The 23,498-nt window shown below is 60.0% G+C and carries 23 protein-coding genes and 1 pseudogene; 9 read left to right on the forward strand and 15 right to left on the reverse strand.

Translation table 11 applies throughout. The features are described from left to right. Positions 1-99: 99 nt before the first annotated feature. The 4 genes from ABDX87_RS02495 to ABDX87_RS02510 form a co-directional block, all read right to left on the reverse strand. Positions 100-1,407 (reverse strand): OprD family outer membrane porin, encoded by a 1,308-nt coding sequence (locus ABDX87_RS02495; RefSeq protein WP_346833684.1) that lies wholly within the window; start codon positions 1,405-1,407, stop codon positions 100-102. A gap of 439 nt (positions 1,408-1,846) precedes the next feature. After that, entirely contained in the window at positions 1,847-3,568 is a 1,722-nt protein-coding gene (locus ABDX87_RS02500) for a diguanylate cyclase domain-containing protein (protein WP_346831426.1), read from the reverse strand. Beyond that, positions 3,565-4,605 carry an ABC transporter substrate-binding protein gene (locus tag ABDX87_RS02505; RefSeq protein ID WP_346831427.1) on the reverse strand — a complete coding sequence of 347 codons (1,041 nt, stop codon included), beginning with the start codon at positions 4,603-4,605 and terminating at the stop codon, positions 3,565-3,567. The genes ABDX87_RS02500 and ABDX87_RS02505 overlap by 4 nt, the downstream gene beginning before the upstream one ends. A gap of 195 nt (positions 4,606-4,800) precedes the next feature. After that, positions 4,801-5,478, reverse strand: coding sequence for a DUF3313 domain-containing protein (locus ABDX87_RS02510; protein ID WP_346831428.1), 678 nt, complete (start codon positions 5,476-5,478; stop codon positions 4,801-4,803). A gap of 268 nt (positions 5,479-5,746) precedes the next feature. Here ABDX87_RS02510 and ABDX87_RS02515 point away from each other — a divergent pair, with 268 nt between their 5' ends. Further along, the gene (locus ABDX87_RS02515; protein ID WP_346831429.1) at positions 5,747-5,905 is read left to right on the forward strand and encodes a DUF2986 domain-containing protein; all 159 of its coding nucleotides are present in this window, start codon (positions 5,747-5,749) and stop codon (positions 5,903-5,905) included. A gap of 102 nt (positions 5,906-6,007) precedes the next feature. Here the strand turns inward: ABDX87_RS02515 and ABDX87_RS02520 are convergent, their stop codons facing one another. The 3 genes from ABDX87_RS02520 to ABDX87_RS02530 are packed head-to-tail and all read right to left on the reverse strand — an operon-like array spanning position 6,008 to position 7,845. Further along, positions 6,008-6,562 (reverse strand): VOC family protein, encoded by a 555-nt coding sequence (locus ABDX87_RS02520; RefSeq protein WP_346831430.1) that lies wholly within the window; start codon positions 6,560-6,562, stop codon positions 6,008-6,010. A gap of 24 nt (positions 6,563-6,586) precedes the next feature. After that, positions 6,587-7,039: a nuclear transport factor 2 family protein gene (locus tag ABDX87_RS02525; protein ID WP_346831431.1), complete on the reverse strand. Its 453-nt coding sequence runs from the start codon at positions 7,037-7,039 to the stop codon at positions 6,587-6,589. A 56-nt stretch (positions 7,040-7,095) separates the two neighbouring features. After that, on the reverse strand, positions 7,096-7,845 hold the full coding sequence (locus ABDX87_RS02530; RefSeq protein WP_346831432.1) for an SDR family oxidoreductase: 750 nt from the start codon (positions 7,843-7,845) through the stop codon (positions 7,096-7,098). 192 nt (positions 7,846-8,037) lie between these two features. Here ABDX87_RS02530 and ABDX87_RS02535 point away from each other — a divergent pair, with 192 nt between their 5' ends. Then, complete coding sequence (locus tag ABDX87_RS02535) at positions 8,038-8,979, forward strand: LysR family transcriptional regulator (RefSeq protein WP_346831433.1); 942 nt, start codon at positions 8,038-8,040, stop codon at positions 8,977-8,979. 273 nt (positions 8,980-9,252) lie between these two features. Continuing rightward, a pseudogene (locus tag ABDX87_RS02540) lies at positions 9,253-11,286 on the forward strand (ATP-binding protein); the annotation flags it as partial. Here ABDX87_RS02540 and ABDX87_RS02545 read toward each other — a convergent pair. From ABDX87_RS02545 to ABDX87_RS02555, 3 genes are all read right to left on the reverse strand, one after another. Next, positions 11,283-11,780 (reverse strand): GNAT family N-acetyltransferase, encoded by a 498-nt coding sequence (locus ABDX87_RS02545; RefSeq protein WP_346831434.1) that lies wholly within the window; start codon positions 11,778-11,780, stop codon positions 11,283-11,285. The pseudogene ABDX87_RS02540 and the gene ABDX87_RS02545 sit on opposite strands and share 4 nt — an antisense overlap. Positions 11,781-11,987: 207 nt before the next feature. Next, positions 11,988-13,409, reverse strand: coding sequence for an MFS transporter (locus tag ABDX87_RS02550; RefSeq protein ID WP_346831435.1), 1,422 nt, complete (start codon positions 13,407-13,409; stop codon positions 11,988-11,990). Between the two features lie 475 nt (positions 13,410-13,884). Further along, complete coding sequence (locus ABDX87_RS02555) at positions 13,885-14,112, reverse strand: hypothetical protein (RefSeq protein WP_346831436.1); 228 nt, start codon at positions 14,110-14,112, stop codon at positions 13,885-13,887. A gap of 182 nt (positions 14,113-14,294) precedes the next feature. Here ABDX87_RS02555 and ABDX87_RS02560 point away from each other — a divergent pair, with 182 nt between their 5' ends. The 3 genes from ABDX87_RS02560 (at position 14,295) to arsH (ending at position 15,894) form a co-directional block, all read left to right on the forward strand. Continuing rightward, on the forward strand, positions 14,295-14,642 hold the full coding sequence (locus ABDX87_RS02560; RefSeq protein ID WP_346831437.1) for a metalloregulator ArsR/SmtB family transcription factor: 348 nt from the start codon (positions 14,295-14,297) through the stop codon (positions 14,640-14,642). 67 nt (positions 14,643-14,709) lie between these two features. Then, positions 14,710-15,180, forward strand: coding sequence for an arsenate reductase ArsC (locus ABDX87_RS02565; protein ID WP_346831438.1), 471 nt, complete (start codon positions 14,710-14,712; stop codon positions 15,178-15,180). A 12-nt stretch (positions 15,181-15,192) separates the two neighbouring features. Next, positions 15,193-15,894, forward strand: a complete 702-nt coding sequence (gene arsH, locus ABDX87_RS02570) for an arsenical resistance protein ArsH (protein ID WP_346831439.1) — start codon at positions 15,193-15,195, stop codon at positions 15,892-15,894. A 99-nt stretch (positions 15,895-15,993) separates the two neighbouring features. On the opposite strand, the gene ABDX87_RS02575 is transcribed toward arsH, so the two are convergent. Beyond that, positions 15,994-16,923, reverse strand: coding sequence for a LysR family transcriptional regulator (locus ABDX87_RS02575; RefSeq protein ID WP_346831440.1), 930 nt, complete (start codon positions 16,921-16,923; stop codon positions 15,994-15,996). A gap of 249 nt (positions 16,924-17,172) precedes the next feature. Here ABDX87_RS02575 and ABDX87_RS02580 point away from each other — a divergent pair, with 249 nt between their 5' ends. The 3 genes from ABDX87_RS02580 to ABDX87_RS02590 are packed head-to-tail and all read left to right on the forward strand — an operon-like array spanning position 17,173 to position 19,959. Continuing rightward, positions 17,173-18,609, forward strand: a complete 1,437-nt coding sequence (locus ABDX87_RS02580; RefSeq protein WP_346831441.1) for an NAD-dependent succinate-semialdehyde dehydrogenase — start codon at positions 17,173-17,175, stop codon at positions 18,607-18,609. Between the two features lie 10 nt (positions 18,610-18,619). After that, positions 18,620-18,955 (forward strand): carboxymuconolactone decarboxylase family protein, encoded by a 336-nt coding sequence (locus ABDX87_RS02585; protein ID WP_346831442.1) that lies wholly within the window; start codon positions 18,620-18,622, stop codon positions 18,953-18,955. Then, positions 18,952-19,959, forward strand: coding sequence for an NAD(P)H-quinone oxidoreductase (locus ABDX87_RS02590; RefSeq protein WP_346831443.1), 1,008 nt, complete (start codon positions 18,952-18,954; stop codon positions 19,957-19,959). The genes ABDX87_RS02585 and ABDX87_RS02590 overlap by 4 nt, the downstream gene beginning before the upstream one ends. 105 nt (positions 19,960-20,064) lie before the next feature. Here the strand turns inward: ABDX87_RS02590 and ABDX87_RS02595 are convergent, their stop codons facing one another. From ABDX87_RS02595 to ABDX87_RS02610, 4 genes are all read right to left on the reverse strand, one after another. Then, positions 20,065-20,883 carry a substrate-binding periplasmic protein gene (locus ABDX87_RS02595; protein ID WP_346831444.1) on the reverse strand — a complete coding sequence of 273 codons (819 nt, stop codon included), beginning with the start codon at positions 20,881-20,883 and terminating at the stop codon, positions 20,065-20,067. A gap of 307 nt (positions 20,884-21,190) precedes the next feature. Then, a complete protein-coding gene (locus ABDX87_RS02600) occupies positions 21,191-21,982 on the reverse strand; it encodes an ABC transporter ATP-binding protein (protein WP_346831445.1) in 792 nt (263 codons plus the stop codon). Positions 21,983-21,999: 17 nt separating this feature from the next. Continuing rightward, on the reverse strand, positions 22,000-22,737 hold the full coding sequence (locus ABDX87_RS02605; RefSeq protein WP_346831446.1) for an ABC transporter permease: 738 nt from the start codon (positions 22,735-22,737) through the stop codon (positions 22,000-22,002). A gap of 15 nt (positions 22,738-22,752) precedes the next feature. Next, complete coding sequence (locus ABDX87_RS02610) at positions 22,753-23,472, reverse strand: ABC transporter permease (RefSeq protein WP_346831447.1); 720 nt, start codon at positions 23,470-23,472, stop codon at positions 22,753-22,755. Positions 23,473-23,498 lie beyond the last annotated feature (26 nt).

Genomic DNA, 23,498 nt, shown 5'->3' on the forward strand with positions numbered 1-23,498 from the left:
CCTTCAATAGTCTGAGGCTACCTTTAGTCCGAATTCGATACAGTGAGTGCATTGGATCCAACGCCTGCCATGCAGGCATTGGCCAGGTCGGTGGAACACTCAGAAGAACGAATAGGTGTAGTTGAAGATCAGTCGAGTCTGGTCTTGATCCGCAATGCTGGTGCCGCCGCCACGGTACGTCCCATGACGCAGTGTCGTGCCGAAGCCCTTCAAGGGACCTTGTGCCACAACGTAGTCGACCCGCATGTCGGTTTCCCACTCGTGGGTATCCGGCCCGCTGCCGTTGACGGCCTTGGCGTCCACGCCGCGCAGGTAGCCAATCGAAGCCTTCAGGCCAGGCGCTCCAAGGCTTGCGAAATCATAGGTGTATTGGCCGAACGTGGTGGTCTCACCTGCACGCCCAAAGTTGCCGACCACGGCATCGGTGAAGGAGTAGAACGACGCACCGCCCTCGCCTTCGTTGCGACCCCGGCTGTCAGTGACGTTCGCCTGGTTCAACCAGACAAACCCGCCGTTGTCCGACACACGTTGCTGCCCCAGCATCAGGCTGTTGCTGCCCAGGGTGTAGGTGAACATGGCAATGGCCGTATCGTTGTCCACTTCGCCCGGTGTTTTCGCGTAACCACCGTTGTTGTTGAACCGGTAGCCGGCCTGACCGTTGGCGCCGTCCGCGTAGCTCTTGAAATAGCGCAGATCGGTTTTGAAACTTCGCCCTTCGCCCAGCGGCTGGACATGGATCAGGCCGAAAAAGTGCTGGGAGTAATAGTCCTGGAGGTTGGCGTAGTAGTACTGCAAGGTCAGGTTTTTTGTGGCTTTCCAGTCGCCTCCCGCAAACCTGAATGTGTTGCTGTCCTGAGTGCCGCCCGCCACCGACAGGCCTTGGCTGTTGGTCGACGCCCGGCCCCTCGCGCGCTCGATCTGCCCGCCCGTGAGGGTCAGGTTGTCGATTTCTTTCGAGGTAAACATCGCCCCGCCATAGGTCTGCTGCATCAGTCGGCTGTCCGACGCAATGAGGATGGGCAGGTTCGGTGTCAGCGAGTTGCCTAAACGAAACTCGGTCTTCGAAATGCGCGCTTTCGCCGTGGCGCCAAGGCTGCTCCACTCATGCTGCGCCGAGCCGTCACTGTCGCTGGGGGCGAACGTGTTGGTGTCCGGGTGATGGCCTTTGCCACCGTCCAGGTGAAGGCCGGTCAGGCTCAACACATCGACGCCGAAACCGACCGTGCCGTCGGTAAAACCGGAGACGTAATCCAGCCTGAATGCTTGCGCCCATTCGCGCTGGTCCGCACCGCCTTCACGATTATCGGCGTCGTAATAAAAGTTGCGCAGCCCCAGTGTCAGTTTGCTGTCTTCGATGAAGGCGGCATGGGTGATGGGCACCGTTCCCAGTACAGACCCGGCAAGCAGGAAGTTGAGGGAAGTGCTGATGTTTTTAATCACGTTTATTGTCACTCTTATCGTGTGTTGCCGAGAGCAGATGAATTATTTTTTTGAGAGGGCCTTGTGCGTTCGCCATGCCGTTGTGACGAACTTCCGCGAACTCTGTCATTCCGAACCGCGATGAATCACAGGCCTGCACAGGCGCCCGCGCGCAGGTTAAGTCTTTGATGCACCTGCACCTATACGCATGAAGGACAAAGACTTTGTTCAAAACACCTGATAATCATGACACCCAAATTTATTACATGGGGTATCGACTGAAACAACGCGCGAGGGGATAAAACAATGCCCGCCAGCTCGCTAAACTTTCGCTGGGAAGTATGGATTCGGCGGGTTATTGACAACGGCAAACAGCCTCGTCCGTGCAGCCCGCACGGACAGACCGCTGCCCGACTTTAGAGGGCATTCACTCTTCTTCCAGCACTTCATAGGAGTATCGGTTTCTGCCCGCACTCTTGGCCTTGTACATCGCATGGTCGGCATGCTGAATCAGTGCGCCAATGTCGTTACCGTCACGGGGGAACAGGCTCACACCCATGCTGGCGTGGATCTGCACGCGGTGCCCGTCGATAAATAAAGGCAGCTGGAAACACTGATGCAGCTTTTCCAGCAGCGTGACGATTTTCTGTGGGTCCGTGACGTCGCTGAAGAAAATCACGAACTCATCCCCTCCCAGGCGCGCAACACAGTCGGCGTTGTCGCTTGCCGAGGTCAGCAGCTTGGCGACCGCCTGTAACACCAGATCGCCGAAACGGTGCCCGTACTGGTCGTTCATTTCTTTGAAGTGGTCCAGGTCGACAAACAGCAAAGCCATCTTCTTGCCGCTCTCCCGCGCGGACACCAGCGCCTGCTCAAGCTGCTCAAAGCACCTGCGGCGGTTGGGCAGCTCGGTCAGGGGATCGTGCCTCGCCAGGTGTTCGAAAGCCGCCCGGCTGCAGGTCAAGTCATCGAGCTGGCTGAGAATTTCATGTTTCATCGCATGAAAGCGATGCGCCAACACGCCTAGCTCGTCATCTCTGGGCGGCAGTTCACTGATCTTTCGTTCGCGGGAAAACAGCTCGACGGCGTCGGTCATGCTGCGCAGTGGCCGGATCAAGGCGCGCGAGGCGATGAACGCCGCCAGCAACGCCAGTGCGCTGAACAGCAGGGCAATCTGCGCAATGTTGGTCCCAGCACGAGAAGCCTGGGCGAGCACATGGCTTTGTGGCTGTCCCAGCCCAAGCACCACGAACGGTTCGGACGCGTCGTTGTGTGAAAGCCTGACGAACGCCGCCACCAGACGATCCTGCTGCCCTTGTTCGATGCTGCGACTGATCAGGCTGTTGGAGCCGGTTTCCGTAAGGAGGCGTGACACCTCCGGAAATTCGTCCTGCAGAAACAGCCGGCGGCCCTGATCGAAACCGAAGGTGCGCCGATGGTCCGGGTGAATCAGCAAATCGCCCCAGCGGTTGCTCAGGTACACCTGATATTCCTTGGGTAAATCGCTTTGCAGCTGGCTGAATAATTGGTCGAGGTCGACGTTGATCACCAGCAGGGCAAACACCTTGCCGGTTGCGTCCGCGACGGGCGTCGAGACGTGCAGCGTCGGCTTGCCCAGGCCCGAGTGCGCGCCCTGTTCGTGATTGATGACGATCGGCGAAATCCGCACTTCGCCAGGCGCCAGTCGCAAGGTTTCGAATACGTAGGCGTAGTGTCCCTTCTCCTGCAGGTCATCGCCCTCGACCCTGACGATGCTGGGCCCGTCACGGTCCTGCCGCACCAGTTCCAGACCATGGTTCGTGGCGCTGATCAGGCGAATCTGCATGTAGTCGGGATGCGCCAGCAACATCGCGCGAAACGTCTGGGCAAGATCGTCCTGTGTATGCTTGAGCGCTTCCGGGTTTTTGATCTCGCCCAATTCACGCACGTGCGGACTGTTGGTCAAGACCGCAGCATCGAGCGAAATCGTCCGAAGACTGCCGTGCAGGTTGCGCCCCAGCACTTGCACCGACGTCAACAAATCACGCTCGGCCGCGTGCAACAGCATCTCGCGGCTGCTGCTGTAGATGTAATAACCGGCCAGCCCCGTCGGCAGCATGCCGAACAGGGCCATCAGACAACCCAGCTTAAAGGCGATGCCGAATCTCATCGTTGTTCCCTCAATGGCGGACGCTCCCCGGAAACGATCCGCTGCCACAGCGCCGCACGACGCTCGTCGTCTTCCACAGGGCGCAGCCATATCAGGCGGCTTGAAGGGCTGGCGTCCTTGGGTTCCTGCAGGGTGTTGGAGAGATCCTGTCGATCGGTCAACGCCCGACTGACCTCCGGTTCAAGCATGTAGTTGATCCAGAGACTGGCGAGTGCCGGATCCCGCGCGCCCTGGCTGACCGCCCAGCAATCGAGCCAGGCCAGCGCCCCCTCTCGTGGCACCACATACCCCACGTCCACGCCGGCATCGCGCAATTGCCTGAGCTGTTGACGGCCGTAGTTGGCGAAGATCAGTGCAACCGAATGGGTACGGAAGAGCTCGGCGGCCTCTTCGGGCAACGAATAGAAGGTCAGGACATTGCGCCGCAGAGCGATCAGTTTGTCGGTGACCCGTGGAAAGTCAGCCGAGCGTATTTGAAACGGGTCTCCGCCCAGCGCGAGACTCGCCAGCGAAAAGTTATGGTTGCCGGTGTTGAATGCCAACACGCGCCCTTGAAACCTGGGGTCCCACATGGCGTCGATCGACTCCGGCGGCTGACTGAATTGCTTGCGATCATAGATCAGCCCCATATCGGACCATGCGTAGGGAACGGCATAAATCTGGCCGTCGACGACAATGTCGGGGAGGCGTGAATAGTCACGGAAACGCGGAAGCTGGCGGGCCGTGTTCGCGATGCGTTCAGGGTGCAGGGGCTGCAGCAGTCCTTGGTTCACATAATTGTGGATTTCGGCGGTATTGGCGGCGATGACGTCAAAATCGCCGCCGTGATTGTCTGCCAGCTTACTGCGCAGCACTTCGTCGCTGCCGACCAGCGTCACCTCGACTTTGACCTTGTAACGCTTTTCGAAGGCAGCGACCAGGTCGCCGTCGGCGTAACCGGGCCATGCCAAGACACGCAATGTCTGCTCAGCGCCACTCACCTGACATGCGGCGAACAGGCAGCAAACCATTAACCACAGTGGGCACAGGTATTTCATGGCAGATGCCCGGAATCGGAAATCACGCCACTATACATATGGCAATGTGCCGTTGCTTGGCAACCTGTTTGCGCACACGCCGCCTCCGGTCGGAAACGCGATGCGCGGTACCACTGCGAATGAAGCGCCGCCCCACGCTTGATCCGCTAGAATCGTCGCTCAGACCATCAGGGAGCGTAGGGGGAAAGTACCGGACTACTTGCTGCTCGCCTTGATTTTTTCGAACGATTGATGAAGATCCGAGGCCCAACCATCCAGCACGCCTTTGGCATCGGCGACCGTCATCGTTGACTGGCTGTTCTCCAGGTTCTTGCCGGCACCCTTTCGGACAACTTGAGCGACCACCTTGTTGGTATCGGCATCCAGAAAAGCAACTTCCGTTGCAATCGAGGTTTCCTGATCGCGCCCGCCCGCAGCGGTATTGACGGCCGCAGCCACCAAGGCGATGGGCAAGACTTCGTACGGTTTAAACCCTTCTGCCTTGCTGCCGACGGCGGTAATGGCCGGACGAATAATCAGCGTGCCCGGGGCGGGCGCACTCGCCAGCGGCAGGGACTTGCCAATTTCGCGCTTTAACGCCTGATCATAGTAGTGGGTAATGCCCTGCAACGTACCTTGAGGGATTTGCGCCGTGGGTTGTGGTTTGGGGTAAAGCTGGCTGGGCTCAATGTAAACGCTGGTGAACTTCGACACTTTCACGTCCGGGTCGATCCAGCGCATGACAGCCACGCCACTCGCGGATTTGTCCTGTTTCAAAAGACTGTAGTCTTTCAGAAACCCGGAGTATTCCTCAGGCGGCGTCGCAGTCGAAGCGCATCCGGTCAGGATGAAAGTGGTCATGCACAGTGAGTGGGCGAGTAACGATAACTTCATTCGGCAGCTCCTTGACGTTGCGTGGCGGATCCATGAACCAAGGCAACCACGGCCCTGCACTCGTCTGCGCGCGTGACCGTTGTTTCGAGCAAATGTAGGTATAGTTCAGGTTTTAAGAGCAAGGGCGGATGGGGCAGATTTTTGATGTCTGGTTCAAGCGATCCATACGTCCCCGTATCGTTATCAGTCAACTCAGCGGACCGTGGACATCAATGATCTGAGTCCGTAAGGTGCGCTGTTTTTAATACTCCCAACGTCGAGCGCCACCATGAACCGGCAAAAAAAGATCAAGCAGCTCCTTCAGGCACACGCCAAAAAGGCGAGTGCCAAACTGGCCCCAAAGAAAGAGAAATACATCAGCAAGGCGGACCGTTTGAAGCTTGCGGCCGAAACCGATCAAGACTCGACGACCGCCCCTGAAGCCTGATCAACCCGGCCGAGGTATCCGGTTCACCACGCTGACTCGATTAACGTTGCGTCAGGCCGCTGGACGCTTGGGGTTCCACAACCTGAGCTTCGTCGATTTCTCCTACCCCTTCCCGTGCGGGTAGCCCACCAGCTCCATTTCCGAGCCCCAGGGTGTCAGGAAGTGCACCCAGGTTTCACCTTCGGTGTCGCCGCTGGGCATGGTCATCGGTTCGCCGAGCACTGTGATGCCTTTTGACTTCAGATACGCCACGCCCGCCTTCACGTCATCGGTGTAGAACGCGATGTGCGATGCGCCAAGGTCTTCGGCGTTTGGCACTTGTTGACTGCCGGTCGATCGCGCGTATTCGAACAGCTCGATGTTGGAGCCTGTGCCACACCTCACCATCGAAATTGAAACGCTCGCCGCACGGGCTGCCACCGGACGGCTGCGGTCCGGCGACAACGAGGTCGTCATATTGAAGGGGCCGATATGCGTGACCGGGGTGCAGCCAAATGTGGAGGCCAGAAAGGCCTGTGCCTGCTTCAGGTCCGGCACGGTGATGCCTACGTGATCGACGCCCGCCGTATGGATACCCACGGGCTGGGATGGAGGGGTTTGAGCTGACGCGTGCAGGCTGAATGACAACAACAAAAATGCGGCTGCGATGAGTTTCATGATCGGTCTCTTTGCTCCCGTGAATCAGTGGGTGTCGAGGAAAACGTGGAGGGTGGCGAGCTTGCCGTCGCGGACAGTGAAAATGTCTTCGCCACGCACCTGGTCGGGGCTGTCTTTGGGACCGAATCCCCAGGTCACGCGGCCAATGCCGTGGTTCCAGCTGACAGGTTTCGGCAAGAAGACAAACCCTTCATGCTGCCCCTGAACCCGCTCGATCAGTTGGTTGACAGCGGTGTAACCGATCGCCTCGGCGGCGTAGTCGGCAACGACCAGATCCGGGGTGTAGACCGTGGCGAATCGGGCGAGTCGAATTTCGCTGTTGCGCTCGTTCCAGATTTGAAAGTGGCGGTCGATCAGCATTTGAGCCGTCGTGAGGGACTGAGCATCGTTACTCATGGGTCGAGTTTCCTGCGAATAGGACGTTGACGCGGTCAGTGCAGCGATGAGCCAGACCGCGGTGCGAATCAATTTTTTCATGATGAATGTTCCAGCCTTGGATCAGGGCCCGGCCAGTGACCGGGCCCGAGGTGTCGTCAGACCTGAGCCATGCCGCCGTCAACGAAGAGCTCGATACCGTTGATGAAGCTGGCCGAATCTGACGCCAGGAAGGCCACGGCCTTGCCGATTTCCTGTGGTTCACCCAGACGTCCCAGGGGGACTTGAGATGCCAGTGCATCGAACAGACCCTGACGGGCTTCTTCGGGCACCAGGTCACCGAGGCCCGGGGTGCGGATCGGGCCAGGGCTGACGACGTTCACACGAATGCCGCGATCCTTGAGGTCCAGTGCCCACGACCGGGCGAAGTTGCGAACGGCCGCTTTGGAGGCGCTGTAGACGCTGAAATTGGCGGTGCCGGTGACGGAGGTGATCGACGACGTCAGGATCACCGAGGCGCCATCCACCAACAGTGGCAGCGCCTTTTGCACGGTGAACAGTACGCCGCGGACGTTGGTGCCAAAGATGCGGTCGAAGTGCTCCTCGGTGATCGCGCCCAGGGGCAGCATGTCACCGCCCCCCGCATTGGCGAACAGGATGTCGAGTTTGCCCGCTGTTTTCGCGATCTGGGCGTACACCGTGTCCAGGTCCGACAGCACCGAAACGTCGGCGCGGATAGCGGTGGCCGTACCGCCGATGCTGGCGACGGCGGCGTCCAGTTCAGCCTGACGACGGCCGGTGATGAACACGCGGGCGCCTTGGGCGGCCAGTTCTTGAGCGGCGGCCAGTCCGATGCCGGTGCTGCCGCCAGTGATCAGTGCAATTTTGCCGTTGAGGGGTGCGTTCATGATGGACTCCAATAATTGATTCGGTTGGTTGAGTGGGCCGTCGAACCGAAGGGCTGACGGTTGTCGCCGCGCTTGTTGTCTCAGGCATGGCGCTACTCTAGGCCTCGACCAATTATTGAAAAAGCGCGCACAATGGAATCACTATCCATGGACATGGATAATCAACTCAACATTTCATAGGGCTTGAGCGCCATGGATCAACTGTCGGCAATACGCGCCTTCGCCCGTGTCGTGGAAGCGGGCAGCTTCACCCGCGCAGCAGCGTCTCTGGACATGCCCAACGCCACGGTGAGCAAGCTGGTGCAGGATCTGGAACTGCACCTGGGCGTGCGCTTGCTGCAACGCACCACGCGACGGGTCACGGTGACGCCGGAGGGGCAGGATTATTACGCCAAGGCCACGCGGGTCCTGCGGGATCTGGAAGACATCGATTCTTCATTTAACATCGCCCGCAGCACACCACGGGGGCACCTGCGGGTCGATGTCGGGGGCTCGACCGCGCGTGATGTGCTCATTCCGCTGCTGCCTGACTTCCTGGCGCGTTATCCCGACATTCACATCGACCTCGGCGTCTCCGATCGCGCTGTGGACCTGATTGGCGACAACGTTGACTGCGTGATTCGCGGCGGTCCGCTGGACAGCTCCTCACTGATTGCCCGCGCCATCGGCCACGCAGACATGGTCACCTGCGCAACGCCTGCTTACCTCAAGCAGCACGGCGTGCCCGCCTATCCGGAGGAGTTGAAAAACGGCCACAAACTGATTGGCTACCTGTCGACACGCACCGGCAGAGCGTTTCCGTTTCGCTTTGAACAGGACGGAGAACGAAGGGAGATCGCATTCGATTATCGCGTCGGGATCAATGAAAGCAATGCGCACCTGGCCGCCTGCGTGGCGGGGCTGGGCATCGTGCAGACGTTCACGTATGCCGTAGACAGCGCCCTGCGAGAAGGCAGCCTGATCGAAATCCTGCAGAAATGGCGACCGCCGCCCTACCCCTTTCACGTCGTCTATCCCCACAACCGTCATGTGACCCAACGCCTGCGCGTATTCATTGACTGGCTGGTGGAACGGTTCCCCGCACAACTTGAGGTACGCGACGGCGTCATGAGCCAGCCCGGCAACCGACAGTAAACCGGTGACCATGGCGATAATCAGCCAGACGATCACCCACACGTCGAACAGTGCTCGCGCAAGACGAGCGAAGCCTGTTGGCTGCTGAACATGGCGTCCCGTAGCGCTAGTGCAACTTTTGACGGATTCTGATTTCATTACGAACACAGGAATGACGTCAAAGCCAGCACAGGAATGAGCGATGCGTGATCGGGGGCTGCTCTGGAAAGACTGACTCAAGAAGAGCTGGAGGCCGAAGTCATTCGTCTCCGCGCTGCGTTGGACAAGACGGCCCAACGCGAAGAGCGGTTCCGGACCATTCTGGAAACGATCGAGGCCGCGTTTGCCATCGTTCAGGTCAAGTACGACGCTGACGACCGCCCGATCGATTACCGCTTCGTCGAGGCCAACCCCGCCTTTGAAAGACAGGCCGGGGTCAACCTTCGGGGCAAATGGGTCACCGAATTTGCGCCTGATCTGGAGGACTTCTGGTTCCAGACTTACGGCCACGTCGCCAAGACCGGCGAACCCGCCAACTTCGAGAACTACGCCAGCCACTTCGAACGCTGGTTCGACGTAAAGGCCATTCAGGTCGGTAACCCGGCCGACCGGCAGATTGCGATCTTCTTCAGCGATGTCACCGAGCGGCGGGATGCACAAGAGCGTCTTCGGATCAGTGAGGCACTTGCCCGGGAAAACGTCGAGCGCGTGCAACTTGCCCTGGCGGCCGGCGCAATCATCGGCACCTGGCACTGGGATCTGCCCACTGACCGTTTTACCGTAGACAAAGCTTTCGCTCAGGCGTTTGGCATGGACCCGGCATTGGGCCACGAGGGTCTGAGCCTTGAACAGATAATCGCCACCGTTCACCCCGAGGACAGAGATCCTCTGAAAACCGCCATGACCGAGGCTATCGATCGCGGCGGTGCGTACGCTCACCAGTACCGTGTTCGGCGCGCTGACGGTCGTTACTACTGGATCGAAGCAAACGGCCGGGTTGAGCAGGCTGACGATGGCACCCCGCTGCGTTTTCCCGGTGTGCTCATCGACGTGGAAGAACGTCGCTCGGTCGAGCGTGAACGCGACCGCGCCACCGCTGCGCTGCGGGCACTCAATGAAACCCTGGAGCAGCGCGTCATCGAACGCACCGCGGACCTGATGCAGGCGGAAGAAAAGCTGCGTCAGGCGCAGAAAATGGAAGCGGTCGGCCAACTGACCGGCGGCATCGCGCACGACTTCAATAACCTGCTGGCCGGCATCTCGGGCTCCCTCGAGCTGATCAACCAACGGATCGCCCAAGGCCGGCTCGAAGAAGTCGACAAGTACATGCACGCCGGGCAAGCCGCCACCCGACGTGCCGCCGCACTCACCCACCGATTGCTCGCCTTTTCTCGCCGCCAGACGCTCGACCCTAGGCCAACCGACGTGAACACGCTCATGGTCGGCATCACCGAAATGGTTCAGCGCACCGTTGGCCCCGGCATTCAGGTCGAGACCGTTGGCGCACCTGCTCTGTGGCCGACGCTGGTCGATGCCGGGCAGCTGGAAAACGCTCTGTTGAACCTGTGCATCAATGCCCGGGACGCCATGCCCGAAGGCGGAAGCATCACGATAGAGACGGCCAATCAGCGAATAGACGGTGACATCGCCGCTGCACTGGATCTGCCGGCAGGCGAGTACGTGTCCCTGTCGGTCACCGATACGGGCACCGGCATGTCGCCGGACATCATTGCCAAGGCGTTCGATCCCTTCTTCACTACCAAACCCATTGGCCAGGGCACCGGCCTGGGGTTGTCCATGATCTACGGGTTCGCGAAACAGTCAGGCGGGCAAGTCCGGGCGTACTCGACCGTCGGCGAAGGCACCACGATGTGCATTTACCTGCCTCGCTACGACGGCGAGGTCGTTACAGACGACGTGGATATCCGCCATTTGCAGGGCGCTTGCGCCAGCGCCAGTGAAACCATTTTGGTGGTCGATGATGAACCCACCGTGCGCATGCTGCTGACCGACGTTCTGACGGAACTTGGCTACACGGTGATGGAGGCGCCGGACAGCGCCGCCGGATTGAAGATTCTACAGTCCGATGTGCACATCGACCTGTTGATCACCGATGTTGGCCTGCCGGGCGGCATGAATGGGCGGCAGATGGCTGACGCAGGGCGAGAAACCCGGCCGGACCTCAAAACGCTGTTCATCACCGGCTATGCCGAGACGGCCGCCATCGGCAACGGCCCCCTCGGCGTGGGCATGTGGGTGTTGACCAAGCCGTTCGGGGTTGATGCACTCACGTCCCGCGTGCGAGAGCTGATGAGCAGCCAGGCTTAGCCTTCAAGGTCCATGACCATTTCATGCCACGCCATCCCGCCGTGGTCAGAGGGCGATGGCTGAACGTAGCGGTAGCCCATGCGCGTGTACAAGGGCACATGTTGTTCCTTGCACATCAGGTGGATGGTTTGCTTGTTCGAATCCTTCATGCGCTGCACGAACTCGCGCATCAACCGCGTCGAGTAGCCCTTGCCTTGAGAGGCGGGCTCGACCACCACCGACATGATCACCACATTCGGCGCATCGGCCGAATGCCCCACCAGTTCCTTGAAGTCTTCATCCGACATCACGACGTCATGGGCGCATCCGCTGTTGATGAAACCGACCACATGCCCGGCCTCTTCCAGAATCAAGAAGCCCTGCGGGTACTGGGCGATCCTCGTGGCGATCTTTTCCAGCGTGGCGGCTTCGTCACCCTCGTAGGCAGTGGACTCAATCTCGAAGCAGCGTGGCGCGTCCGCTGCGGTGGGGTGGCGAAAACGGAGGGTGGACATGGGTGTTCCTTTCTTTTGGGACATTGAACGGCATCGGGTGAACCCGCTAACGCTAACGAAGACGCCGCCCGGAAACAACAGCAGTCATCCTCCCTGCCGATCAATCCCAGTCACAGCACGATGCACGCCGGCCCCAACAAAAAAGGCGAACGGCTCATTGCTGAACCGTTCACCTTTTTTTAACGCCCTGTGCGCCAGGGCGGACCGTTACAGGTCGGTGATTTCCTTATGACGCGGCACCAGGGCCTTCATCACGGTCCAGGCCACCAGGTAGGCCAACGCACAGATGGCGAACATGATCATGTAGCCGGTGTGAATGTCGTTGATCGATTTGTAGTAGTCGAACACCCAACCGCCGATCTTGGTCATGACCACGCCACCGAAACCACCGGCCATGCCGCCGATGCCCACGACCGAGGCAATGGTCTTCTGCGGGAACATGTCAGACACGGTGGTAAAGATGTTGCACGACCAGGCCTGGTGCGCCGACGCACCGATGCCGATCAACAGCACCGGTACCCAGAAGCTGATGTAACCCAGTGGCTGTGCGAGCAGCACCAGCAGCGGGAACAGTGCAATCACGAACATGGCTTTCATACGACCGTCGTACGGCTTGTCGCCACGGGCCATGAAGTAGCTGGGGAACCAGCCGCCGCCGATGCTGCCGACCATGGTCATGCTGTACAGCACGAACAGCGGGATCACGATGGCCTGGCCCTTCATGCCGTACTGCGCCGACAAGTACGTTGGCAACCAGAACAGGAAGAACCACCACACACCGTCCGTCATGAACTTTCCGAACGCGAACGCCCACGTCTGGCGATAGGTCAGCAGTTTGAACCACGACACTTTTTTCTCGCCAGCGGTCGACGCAGGGCGGGCAGCAGCCTCGGCGGTCTCGTCACTGCGGATGTAAGCCAGTTCTTGCGCGGTCAGGCGCTTTTGCTGCTCCGGCTTCTCGTACAGCGCCATCCAGACCGCCAGCCAGACGAAGCCCAGCAGGCCGATCACAATGAACGCCCACTCCCAACCCCAGACGCTGGCGATCAGCGGTACGCAGATGGGCGCGGTGATCGCGCCGACGTTGGCGCCGGAGTTGAAAATGCCGGTCGCAAATGAGCGCTCTTTCTTGGGGAAGTATTCGGCGGTCGCCTTGATCGCGATCGGAAAGTTACCGGCTTCGCCAATCGCCAATACAGCGCGCGACAGCATGAAGCCCGCGATGGAGACCGGAATGACGGCCAGCCCTAAAGCGCTGCTTATAGAGGCAATGCCCTCCCCCAGCGGCACCGAAAACGCGTGCATGACCGCGCCGGTCGACCAGATGCCGATGGCCAGGATGTAAGCGGTTTTGGTGCCGATTTTGTCGACCACGCGGCCGGCAAAGATCATGGCGATCGCGTACACGAACTGGAACACCGAGGCAATGTTGGCGTAGTCGGTGTTGCTCCAGCCAAATTGCGTCGAGAGATCCGGCGCTAAAAGACTGAGCACCTGACGATCCAGGTAATTGACCGTGGTGGCGAAAAACAGCAGCGCACAGATCGTCCAGCGGTATTTGCCGACGGCCTTGCTGATCACGGCAGACTGACTGACGCTTTGCGGATGAGTGGACTCGTTCAGGTTCATGGCATCACTTTATTGTTTGGATTCGGGTGATGATCTCTCGACAGCATCGCGAGAGCGCACGCGTGCGGATTTCAGGCTTTGTGGCCTGATTCAGGACGTGTGACGTGGGCTAAGAAGTGGTAGGCGGGACGTTCACGTCCACCGAGGACGCGCGACGGGCTGCCGCGGTCAAGTCGTGGGGTACTGCATTGAGCGAGATGAGTGAGCAAGTCGATTTCATGATGGAGGCCGACACTGTTTTTTATAGTTGGGCGTGATCAGTAAAGATCATCTGTCGTCGTACAACAATCCTTATATCGATTCCCACATCTGGCTGTCAATCGGGAAAAACGTCGGGGCTCAGACGGAATGGTTCTGACTAAACCCCTACAAAGCCTAAAAACAGGGCAAAGGACGGCGAGAGCTGATGCCTGGGCGATGGCCGTCGCACCCCATCCACTGAATACCGTTGTATGACAACGCGTGATGAGGTGGACTATTCCGCGACCTGAACATGGGTAATCCCGACCACTTCCGCTTGCTCCAGGGTTTCCTCGGGGGTTGCGTCCGCGTTGGGCATGATGAGGCTGTTCTCACTGTCGCCAAAGTGCAGTTGCAACAGGTGCATGGCGGCCTCATGGACGGTTAATTCAGGTTGTTTGAGTTCGAAATGATGGGTGCGAGGCTCATCGTTAAACAGGTAATGGACCGTGTAGGTATGCATAGTGAACGCTCGTGTCGGGCTGATGGGAGGAATGTCGTGACGCTGATTATCCTGACTAAGCAGTCAGTTTTTAGTTCAGCTGCTATGTGACCGGGCCGCTGGTCGGGACACTTGACCTGTCGGGGCTGGTCTAAACATATGGATAACCGTATATTCGGATCTCCATATGTACGAGCATGCCCATGATCACCCCTCCGCAACTCTTCAAAAGCCTGGCTGATGAAACACGCGCGCGTGCGACGCTGCTTATCGCCAGTCAGGGCGAGCTATGCGTCTGCGAACTGATGTGCGCCATGGACGAGAGCCAGCCAAAGATCAGCCGCCATCTGGCGCAACTGCGCAGCAAAGGGCTCCTGCTCGACCGTCGTCAAGGCCAATGGGTGTACTACCGCCTCAACCCGGAGCTTGCGGCGTGGGTCAATGAAATGCTCAAGGTGACCCTACTGGCGAATGCAGAATGGCTCCGAATCAACACCGCCCGTTTGCAGAACATGGACGGACGCCCCGTGCGCGAATCCGCCTGCTGCTGATTGCCCCTTTTGCTCTGACGTTGCGCCAGAGCGTTTGACGCCCGCCCTACGGCGGCTGGAGCTTTACATGCGAGTTCTGTTCATGTGCACGGCCAATAGCTGCCGCAGCATCTTGTCCGAGGCACTGTTCAACCACCTGGCACCGGCCGGCTTCAAAGCCGTGAGCGCCGGGAGCTTTCCCAAGGGACAGGTGCTGCCCCGCAGCCTGAGCACCCTGGAGCAGGCCGGTATTTCGACCGCAGGGCTCAGCAGCAAAGGCAATGACGCCTTCGAGCATTGCCCACCGGATATCGTCATCACGGTCTGCGACAAAGCAGCGGGCGAATCGTGCCCGGTCTATTTCGGCCCTGCGCTGAAGGCCCATTGGGGCCTGGAGGATCCGTCGGATGTCATCGGCGACGAGGCCACCGTCAACGAGGCATTTATCGCGACCCTGAAGCACATAGAACGGCGCTGTCAGGCGTTCTTCGCACTGCCTTTTGCCTCGCTCAACCCGCTGGCACTCAAGCGCGCGCTGGATCACATCGGAACGCTTTAAGCAGGAGCTCCCATGTCAGAAGAATTGCACAACCTCGATCTCAGCCTGTTTGACGGTGAATCGCCCAAATCCCGCGCGAGCACGCACAAACCGCGCATCCTTTTGCTGTATGGATCGACACGCGAGCGCTCGTTCAGCCGGCTGCTCGTGGAGGAATCCGCACGCCTGCTGGAGCATTTCGGCGCCGAGACACGCATCTTTGATCCATCCGGGCTGCCATTGCCCGACGATGCTCCGGTCGAGCATCCGAACGTCCAGGCGTTACGCGACCTGGTGCTGTGGTCCGAAGGTCAGGTGTGGTGTTCGCCCGAACGTCACGGCGCGATGTCGGCGGTCTTCAAAGCACAGATAGACTGGATTCCCTTGGCGCTGGGCGCCGTTCGCCCGACGCAGGGCAAAACCCTGGCGGTCATGCAGGTCTGCGGCGGTTCGCAGTCGTTCAACGTGGTGAACCAGCTGCGCGTGCTCGGCCGCTGGATGCGCATGTTCACCATCCCCAACCAGTCTTCCGTGCCCAAGGCCTACCTGGAGTTCGATGACACGAACCGGATGAAGCCTTCGCCTTACTACGATCGTCTCGTCGACGTGATGGAGGAACTGGTGAAATTCACCCTCCTGCTTCGGGATCGCAAGGATTTCCTGGTGGACCGATACTCCGAACGCAAAGAGACTGCGGAACAGCTTTCCTCGCGCGTCAATCAGCGTTCAATCTGAAAGAAGACCGGTAAGTGCGGCGCGATGCCTCAAGGTGTCGCGCCCGTGTTCTAAGTGCTAAACGGGAGCGCGTCTCGCCTGACGACTCACGCTTCGCCGCTACTGCCCGACAAGCGCCTGTGCGGTGGCGGCCAACTGAGCGCCGACCCGTTCTTTCAGTGCGTCGATGAAGCAGGTGATCTTGGCGTCCACGTACTGCCGGGACGTGTAAACGGCGTACACGTTGCGCTCATGGGTGTGGTACTCGGGCAATACGCGCACCAGTTTTCCCGAGCGCAGATCCTCAATCGCCGAGAATCCCGCAAGCAAACCAATGCCGGCGCCCGCGCGAACCGCGACCGCCATGGCGTCCATGTCATTCACGCTGAAGCTCGGTCCCGTCGGCACAAAGGTGGTGGTGCACGCGTTGCTCTTGAGTTGCCATTCATCCCGTGCGTAATCCACCGTGCTCAGCAACAGGCACGCGTGCTGGCTGAGATCGTCTGGCACCCGGGGCGCCGGGTGCTTTGCAAGATACTCAGGCGACGCCACCAGCACGCAATGGCTGACCCCGATCGTGCGGCTCACGTAGGCGGAGTCCGGCAGCGTTCGAGCAATCAGGATCGAGACATCCAGCTGATCTTCCAGCAGGTTCGGCATCCGCTGAGACAGCAACAGATCGACCGTGACTTCCGGAAACGCCTGGCGGTACTCCAGCACCGCGCCCGTTACCAGATGGCGCGCCAGACCGGGAACGCAATGGACGCGCAGCGTGCCTTTAGGCTTCAACAGCGCGTTGCTCGCCTCGGCTTCAGCGTTCTCGAGGTCGGCCAGGATTTTCGTGCAGCGCTCGTAAAACCTCCGGCCCGCATCGGTGACTGACAGCCGCCGGGTCGAGCGCTGCAGCAAGCGGGCATCGAGCTGGGTTTCAAGCGCAGAAACGGCACGGGACACGTTACCCACGGTGGAATCGAGGTGATTGGCCACGGCCGTGAAACTGCCCATTTCCACGACTTTCACGTACACCGACATATTTGAAAACTTGTCCATTCCTACCGTCCTTCTCGCTCTGCCGTACCGCTCACGCCGTGGAAATGCCCGGCCATCATGGCTGCCTGCAGCGGCGGGTGCAATCGGTCGATGGCCGCCGATATTTCCTTTGCACACAACATTGATTCCCTTCCCGCGGGCTCAATCAAACAGAGCGTCCTCCATAGACTCGGTTGCACAGGCCAGCGGCATCCGCCGCGCTGAATGGCCACTGACCCGATTTCTGTTAACTCTATGAAGGCCCACGCTATGAATACGCCCTACGACTCGCTCTATCTTTTCATCGGTGGTGAATGGATCGGTACTGAAGGACGCGACACTGCGGCGGTCGTGAACCCCGCGACCGAAACGGAACTGGGACGCGTACCGCTCGCCACCGCGAGTGACCTTGATCGCGCGTTGGCCATCGCGCAATCGAGCTTTGAGGTATGGCGTCGCACGGTGCCGGATCAGCGCGCAAAGATCCTCAAGCGTGCAGCCGATCTGATTCTGGAACGCGCACCGCACATCGCGGCACAGATGACCCTGGAAGAAGGCAAGCCGCTCGGCGAAGCGCTGGATGAAGTTACCCGCGCCGCCGAGTATTTCGAATGGTTCGCCGAGAGCGCGCGGCGCATTGACGGCCGTGTCGTGCCTGCCAATCGACCCGGTGTTTTGCAACTTGTAAAACGTCAGCCCATTGGACCGGTCGCGGCCTTCACACCCTGGAATTTCCCGGCCATTACCCCGGCCCGCAAATTGTCTGCCGCGCTGGCCGCCGGTTGCAGCGTCATCCTCAAGCCTGGCGAGGAGAGCCCCTCAACGGCGCTGGCACTGGCCCGTGCCCTGGACGACGCGGGGCTTCCGAAAGGCGTGTTGCAGATCGTGTTCGGCGTGCCGGATCAGGTTTCCAGCCACCTGATCGGATCGCCGATCATCCGCAAAGTCACGTTCACCGGCTCCGTGCCGATCGGCCGGCTGCTGTCTGCCCGCGCTGCAGAGGGCGTCAAACCCATCACGCTGGAACTGGGAGGCCACGGGCCGGTGCTGGTGTTCGAAGATGCGGACGTTGAAAAAGCCGCCGTAGAAGGCGTTGCAAACCGCTTCCGTGGCACCGGTCAGGTCTGCATCTCGTCCACGCGCTTTCTTATTCAGCGCGGTGCTTATCAAACCTTCGTTCACCGCTTCGTTGCTGCCACCCAGGCGCTGCGAATCGGTAACGGCCTGCAGCCGGACACTCAGGTCGGGCCGCTCGCCAATCCACGACAACTGGCGAAAATGGAAGCGCTGGTCGCTGACGCAGTGGCCAAAGGCGCCACGCTGCTGGCGGGTGGCAAACGTGTGCCGGGCCAGGGTTTCTTCTTCGAGCCCACGGTGTTGGCCGATGTACCCATGACCGCGCGTGTCATGCATGAGGAGCCCTTTGGTCCCATCGCGATCCTGATGCCCTTCGATGAAATGAACGACGGGCTGCAAGAAGCCAACCGCTTGCCGTACGGCTTGTCCGCCTACGCGTTCACCTCCAGCGCACGCACGGCCATCGACGTCGCCGACGGCCTTGAGGCAGGAATGATCGGCATCAACCAATATCGAATCGTCGCCACTGAACTGCCCTTTGGTGGCCTGAAGGAAAGCGGCCACGGCTCGGAAGGCGGGATCGAAGGCATCGAGCATTACCTCACCCACAAATTCATCAGCCAAGTGTAAGGACGCGATCATGTCGAACATCAATTTCACCAGTCCTCGTGAAGCGGCCAGAGCCTTCACCCCTACACTTTCGCAGTTCGTCGACACGACGCTGTATCCGGTGATCTGGAGCGATCCGGCGCTCTCGCAACGTGACCGCAGCCTGATCACCGTCGCGGCGCTCATTGCCGGTGGTCATGCCGAAGAGTTGCCTGCGCATTTGCGCCGAGCGGTAACCAATGGCGTCACCCATGAGGAGCTGTCGGCCGCCATCACGCACCTGGCGTTCTATGCAGGCTTGCCTGCCGCCATCACAGCCTCAGCCATCGCCAACGCCACCCTCAACGAATCGGAGCAACAGCCATGAAAGCCATCATCATCCATGAGTTTGGCGACGCCGACGTGCTCAAGCTGAGCGACGCAGCCACGCCTGAAGTGCGCCCGACCGACCTGTTGGTGCGCGTCTATGCCGCCGGCGTCAATCGCGCCGACCTGACCCACCGCACCGGCGGTTACGGGCACCCCAACTTTGGCGACTCCCCGATCATCGGCCTGGAAATCGCTGGCGAGGTCATCGAAAAAGGCAGCGACGTCGAAGGCTTCGAAGTGGGCGCACGGGTGATGGGCGTCGTGGGCGGCGGCGCGTATGCCGAGCTGGCACGCATCGACTACCGCATGGCGATGCCCATTCCGGCTCAGCTGGATTACGTTCACGCTGCGGCAATTCCCGAGGTGTTCGTCACCGCGCATGAGGCGATGATGCACTTGGCGCGACTCACCTCGGGCGACTCCGTGCTGATTCATGCCGCGGCAGGCGGCGTGGGCTCCGCCGCCGTGCAACTGGCGTACGCCACGGGCGCTACCGTGTATGCGACCACAGACGGCAGCAAGTTGTCGCGGGTCGAGCACCTCGGCGCCGAGGTCGCGATTGACTACAAGACCCAGGATTTCGCCGACGTCATTGCCCGGAAAACCAATGGCCAGGGTGTGGATGTCATCATCGATTTCGTTGGCAAACCCTACTTCGAACGCAACATCGCCTCCCTTGCCAAAGGCGGCCGACTGATCCAGGTCGGCATCCTCGGCGGCGGGGGCAGCGTGAACGTGACCCTGGAGCAGATCCTGTATCGCCACCTGCAAATCATCGGCACGGTCATGAAGTCCCGCACCCAACCGCAAAAGCACGCCATGATCAAACGCTTCCGCGACCATTGGCTCGAGCGGTTTGAAGGTGCCGGAAGCCTGGAACCCGTGGTTGACAGCACATTCCCCCTGTCCCGTGCCGCCGAGGCGCATCGTCGTATGGAGTCTTCGGAAAACGTCGGCAAGATCATCTTGACGATGCAACCTGAGGACTTGATCGAGGGCTGACGATTCATAGCCAGGCTTTGAACCCGGGCGCCTTCTGATCGGAGAGCGCCTCGCTCTGGCGTCAGGCAACCTTCACTCGATGTCGAGCAAGAAGGTCGATTCACATTACGGATTCAACCCATCCCGTTGCTGTGCGCTCCAAAGCTCCAGGTTCGACTTCACAAGGGCCTGAGGCAGCGTGCTCGACACGATTTTCTGCATCTCATCGCTGATCTGCTTTTGCAAGGCTGGATGGATGCAGTCCGCGTTGGGCGACAGCGCCAGATAAAGCCCCTCGCTGCTGATCGGCGGTTCAAGGGCTTCTACGGCCGCTTCAACGCCCAGCTTTTTAGCCAGCGCCATTCCAGGGTACTGCTCGAATAACACGAAGTCGTTGCGTTTGAGGATGAGCTTCTGGAACGCCTGACTGGCCGTAGGCACGGCCTCCAGCGAGAGGTTGGCTTTGGCGTAATTGTCGAACGCCTGACCAAAACTGTTGTTGACCAGCGTTCCCCCGCTGCGTCCGATCAGGTCGGACCATTGATGATACGCAAAGGCATCTTTTTTCCTGACCCAGACCATGCTGCGCGTGAACAGGAACGGCGGCTTTATGAAGTTCAACGTCTGCTCACGATGCGCGGTCAGAAAATACCCGGCCAGCATATCGATGCGCCCTGCCCTCACTTCCTCCTGCGCACGGGACCAGGGCCCTCCGTAAATGACCTCGATCTGCAGGCCTAACGCCGTGCCCAGGTGTTTGATCAGGTCGGCATTGGCGCCGATGAGTCGATGCGGGTTGTGCGGGTCTCGCCACAGGTAGGGAGGGTATTCCGCATTGCCGGTTGCGGTGAGGTGATCACATGTGGTCTCACTCAGCGCAACGCCGGGCATCAACAGCATCAAGGCGGCCGCGGACATGAACCTGCACAAACGACGGCCGATCATATTCAACCCCCAATGAAAACCCCGCGTATGAGCAGTATGCCCACGGGTGCCTGAAGCCAACCGTTGAAGGGCGCTGGCTCAGGGAGCAACACGCAATGGTCCTTTATGCTGCCTGCACACCCGCGAACCGGATGCGGTTCACAAGCGTGTGTCGATTTCAGGTTAGAGGTCACACGACGTCCTGGTTTCATTGACTGCATGAAACAATAGACGGAATCCTGAAATGAGCCTCTGTTTAACGTGAAGGCGTTGTCGTGTGGGATCGAAGCGCGGCCGCGGACCACCGCCGCGCGCTCGCCCCGCGACGTCAGTCGGTCGTGCGCTGGTGATGACTCGCCACAAACTGCCGAAAACGCTCGGTGGGCAGGCCTTCAAACAGTTCATCCGGCGTACCCTGTGCGTCGATCAAGCCCTGCGCCATGAACACCACCCGGTTCGACACGTGGCGGGCAAAGCCCATTTCGTGGGTCACCACCAACATGGTCCTGCCCTCTTCAGCCAGCGAGCGCATCACGCGCAGGACCTCGCCGACCAGTTCCGGGTCCAGCGCGGAGGTTGGTTCGTCGAACAGCATGACCTGCGGATTCATGGCCAGCGCCCGTGCGATGGCGACACGTTGTTGCTGCCCGCCGGAGAGGTGCGCCGGGTAGTAATCACGGCGGTCGTACAGCCCCACTTTGTGCAGCAACTGCTCGGCCTCTTCCACGCACTCGGCGCGCGAGCGTTTAAGCACGCGCATCGGGCCTTCAATGATGTTCTGCAGCACGGTCATGTGCGACCACAGGTTGAAGCTCTGGAAGACCATGCCGAGTTTGCTGCGCATTGCCTCAACCTGGCGGGTGTTGCTGGGCTGAAGGCGTCCGTTGGCGTGCTGCTTCATTTCGATCACTTCGCCGTCCAGCACGATGCGGCCCTGGTCAGGGGATTCCAGCAGGTTGATGCAGCGCAGGAAGGTGCTTTTACCCGAGCCGCTGGCACCGAGTATGGAGATGACATCGCCCTTGTGCGCCTCCAGCGATATCCCTTTGAGCACCTGCACCGATCCGAACGATTTGCAGATATTGGTGACCGACAAAGCAGCCGCGACGTGTTGATTCATGATGAGCTCCGCTGCGATCAAAGGGATGAAGGGGTTTCAGGGACCGGTTCGGCCGCCCGCTGTGTGGGGCGTTCGCGCAGGTGCGGCGAGAGCTGGTACTCGACCCACGCCATGGCGCGAACGATCAGGAAATTGAGCACCAGATAAATCAGCGCGGCGCAGAGGAAGACCTCCATCGTGCGGTAGGTGCGCTGAATGATTTGCTGGGCAATGCCGGTCACGTCCCACACGGTCACCAGGCTGGCAATGGCCGTGGACTTGACCATCAACACGGCTTCGGTCGAGTAGGATGGCAGCGCCTGGCGAAGGGTGACGGGACCGATCACGCGCCACAGCAAGGTCCAGCGGCTCATGCCGACCGCAAGCCCGGCTTCGATCTGGCCCTGGGGAATGCTCTGGATACCGCCGCGAATGATCTCAGCCGTATAGCCCGCAGTACACATGGCCAGAGCCACGACGGCGCAGCCATAGGTCGAGCGCAGGATTTCCCACATGAAGCTGCTGCGGATCGCACTGAACTGGCCAAGGCCGTAGTAAATCAGGAACATCTGGATCAACAGCGGTGTGCCGCGAAACAACCAGATGTAACAACGAGCCGGGTAGCTGAGAATCGGCCAGCGGCTGACGCGCATGGCCGCCACGCCGAGGGCGAGCAGCAGGCCAAGCGACAGGCTGGAAAAGAACAGACTCAAGGTGGTGGGCAACGCCGCCAGCAGTTTGAGCATCGTGTCGCTGAGAAAGGCAAAATCGATCATGAGTGGTTCCCCGTCTCAGGAATGTGGCGTGCGGCGTTGCGTGCGCAACACACGGTTTTCAGCCATGTTGAACAGGCGACCGGACAACCCGGTGAGGATCAGGTAACAGGCGCCGCCGACGATGTAGAACGTGAAGTACTGGCGCGTGGAGCCGGCCGCCACCTGACTGGCGCGCATCAACTCGACGAGGCCAATCACGGAAATCAGCGCGGAGTCCTTGAGGGTCATCTGCCAGACATTGCCCAGACCCGGTAACGCGTAACGCCAGACTTGCGGAATGAGGACCCGCCTCACGCGCATGTGCCAGGTCATGCCAATCGCCAGCGCGGCTTCAAGCTCGCCTTTGGCGACGGCCAGGTAAGCACCGCGATACACCTCGGCCTGATACGAGCCGGAGATCAGCCCGACCGCGAGTGCGCCCACCAGAAACGGCGGCGTATCGACAAAGCCTTCGCCACCGAACCAGTGATTGATCGCACCCAGCACGCTGGCGCCGCCGAAGTAAAACAGGTAGATCACCAGCAGCTCGGGAATGCCCCGGAACAGGATCGAATAGGCGTCGCCGACATAACGAAACAGACGACGCTTCGACAGCTTGGCCGCCGCCACCGCGCTGCCGGCAATTGCCCCCACCACCAACGCCGACAGGGTCAGCAACACGGTCATGCCGGCCGCCTTCAAAAGGGCCGCGCCCCACCCGTTGTTTCCGAAACTGAGCAGCTGTAAGAGATCCATAGCGTTATTCCTGCAGCGAACGGTGA

The sequence above is a fragment of the Pseudomonas abietaniphila genome (genome assembly GCF_039697315.1).
GTDB lineage: Bacteria > Pseudomonadota > Gammaproteobacteria > Pseudomonadales > Pseudomonadaceae > Aquipseudomonas > Aquipseudomonas abietaniphila_B.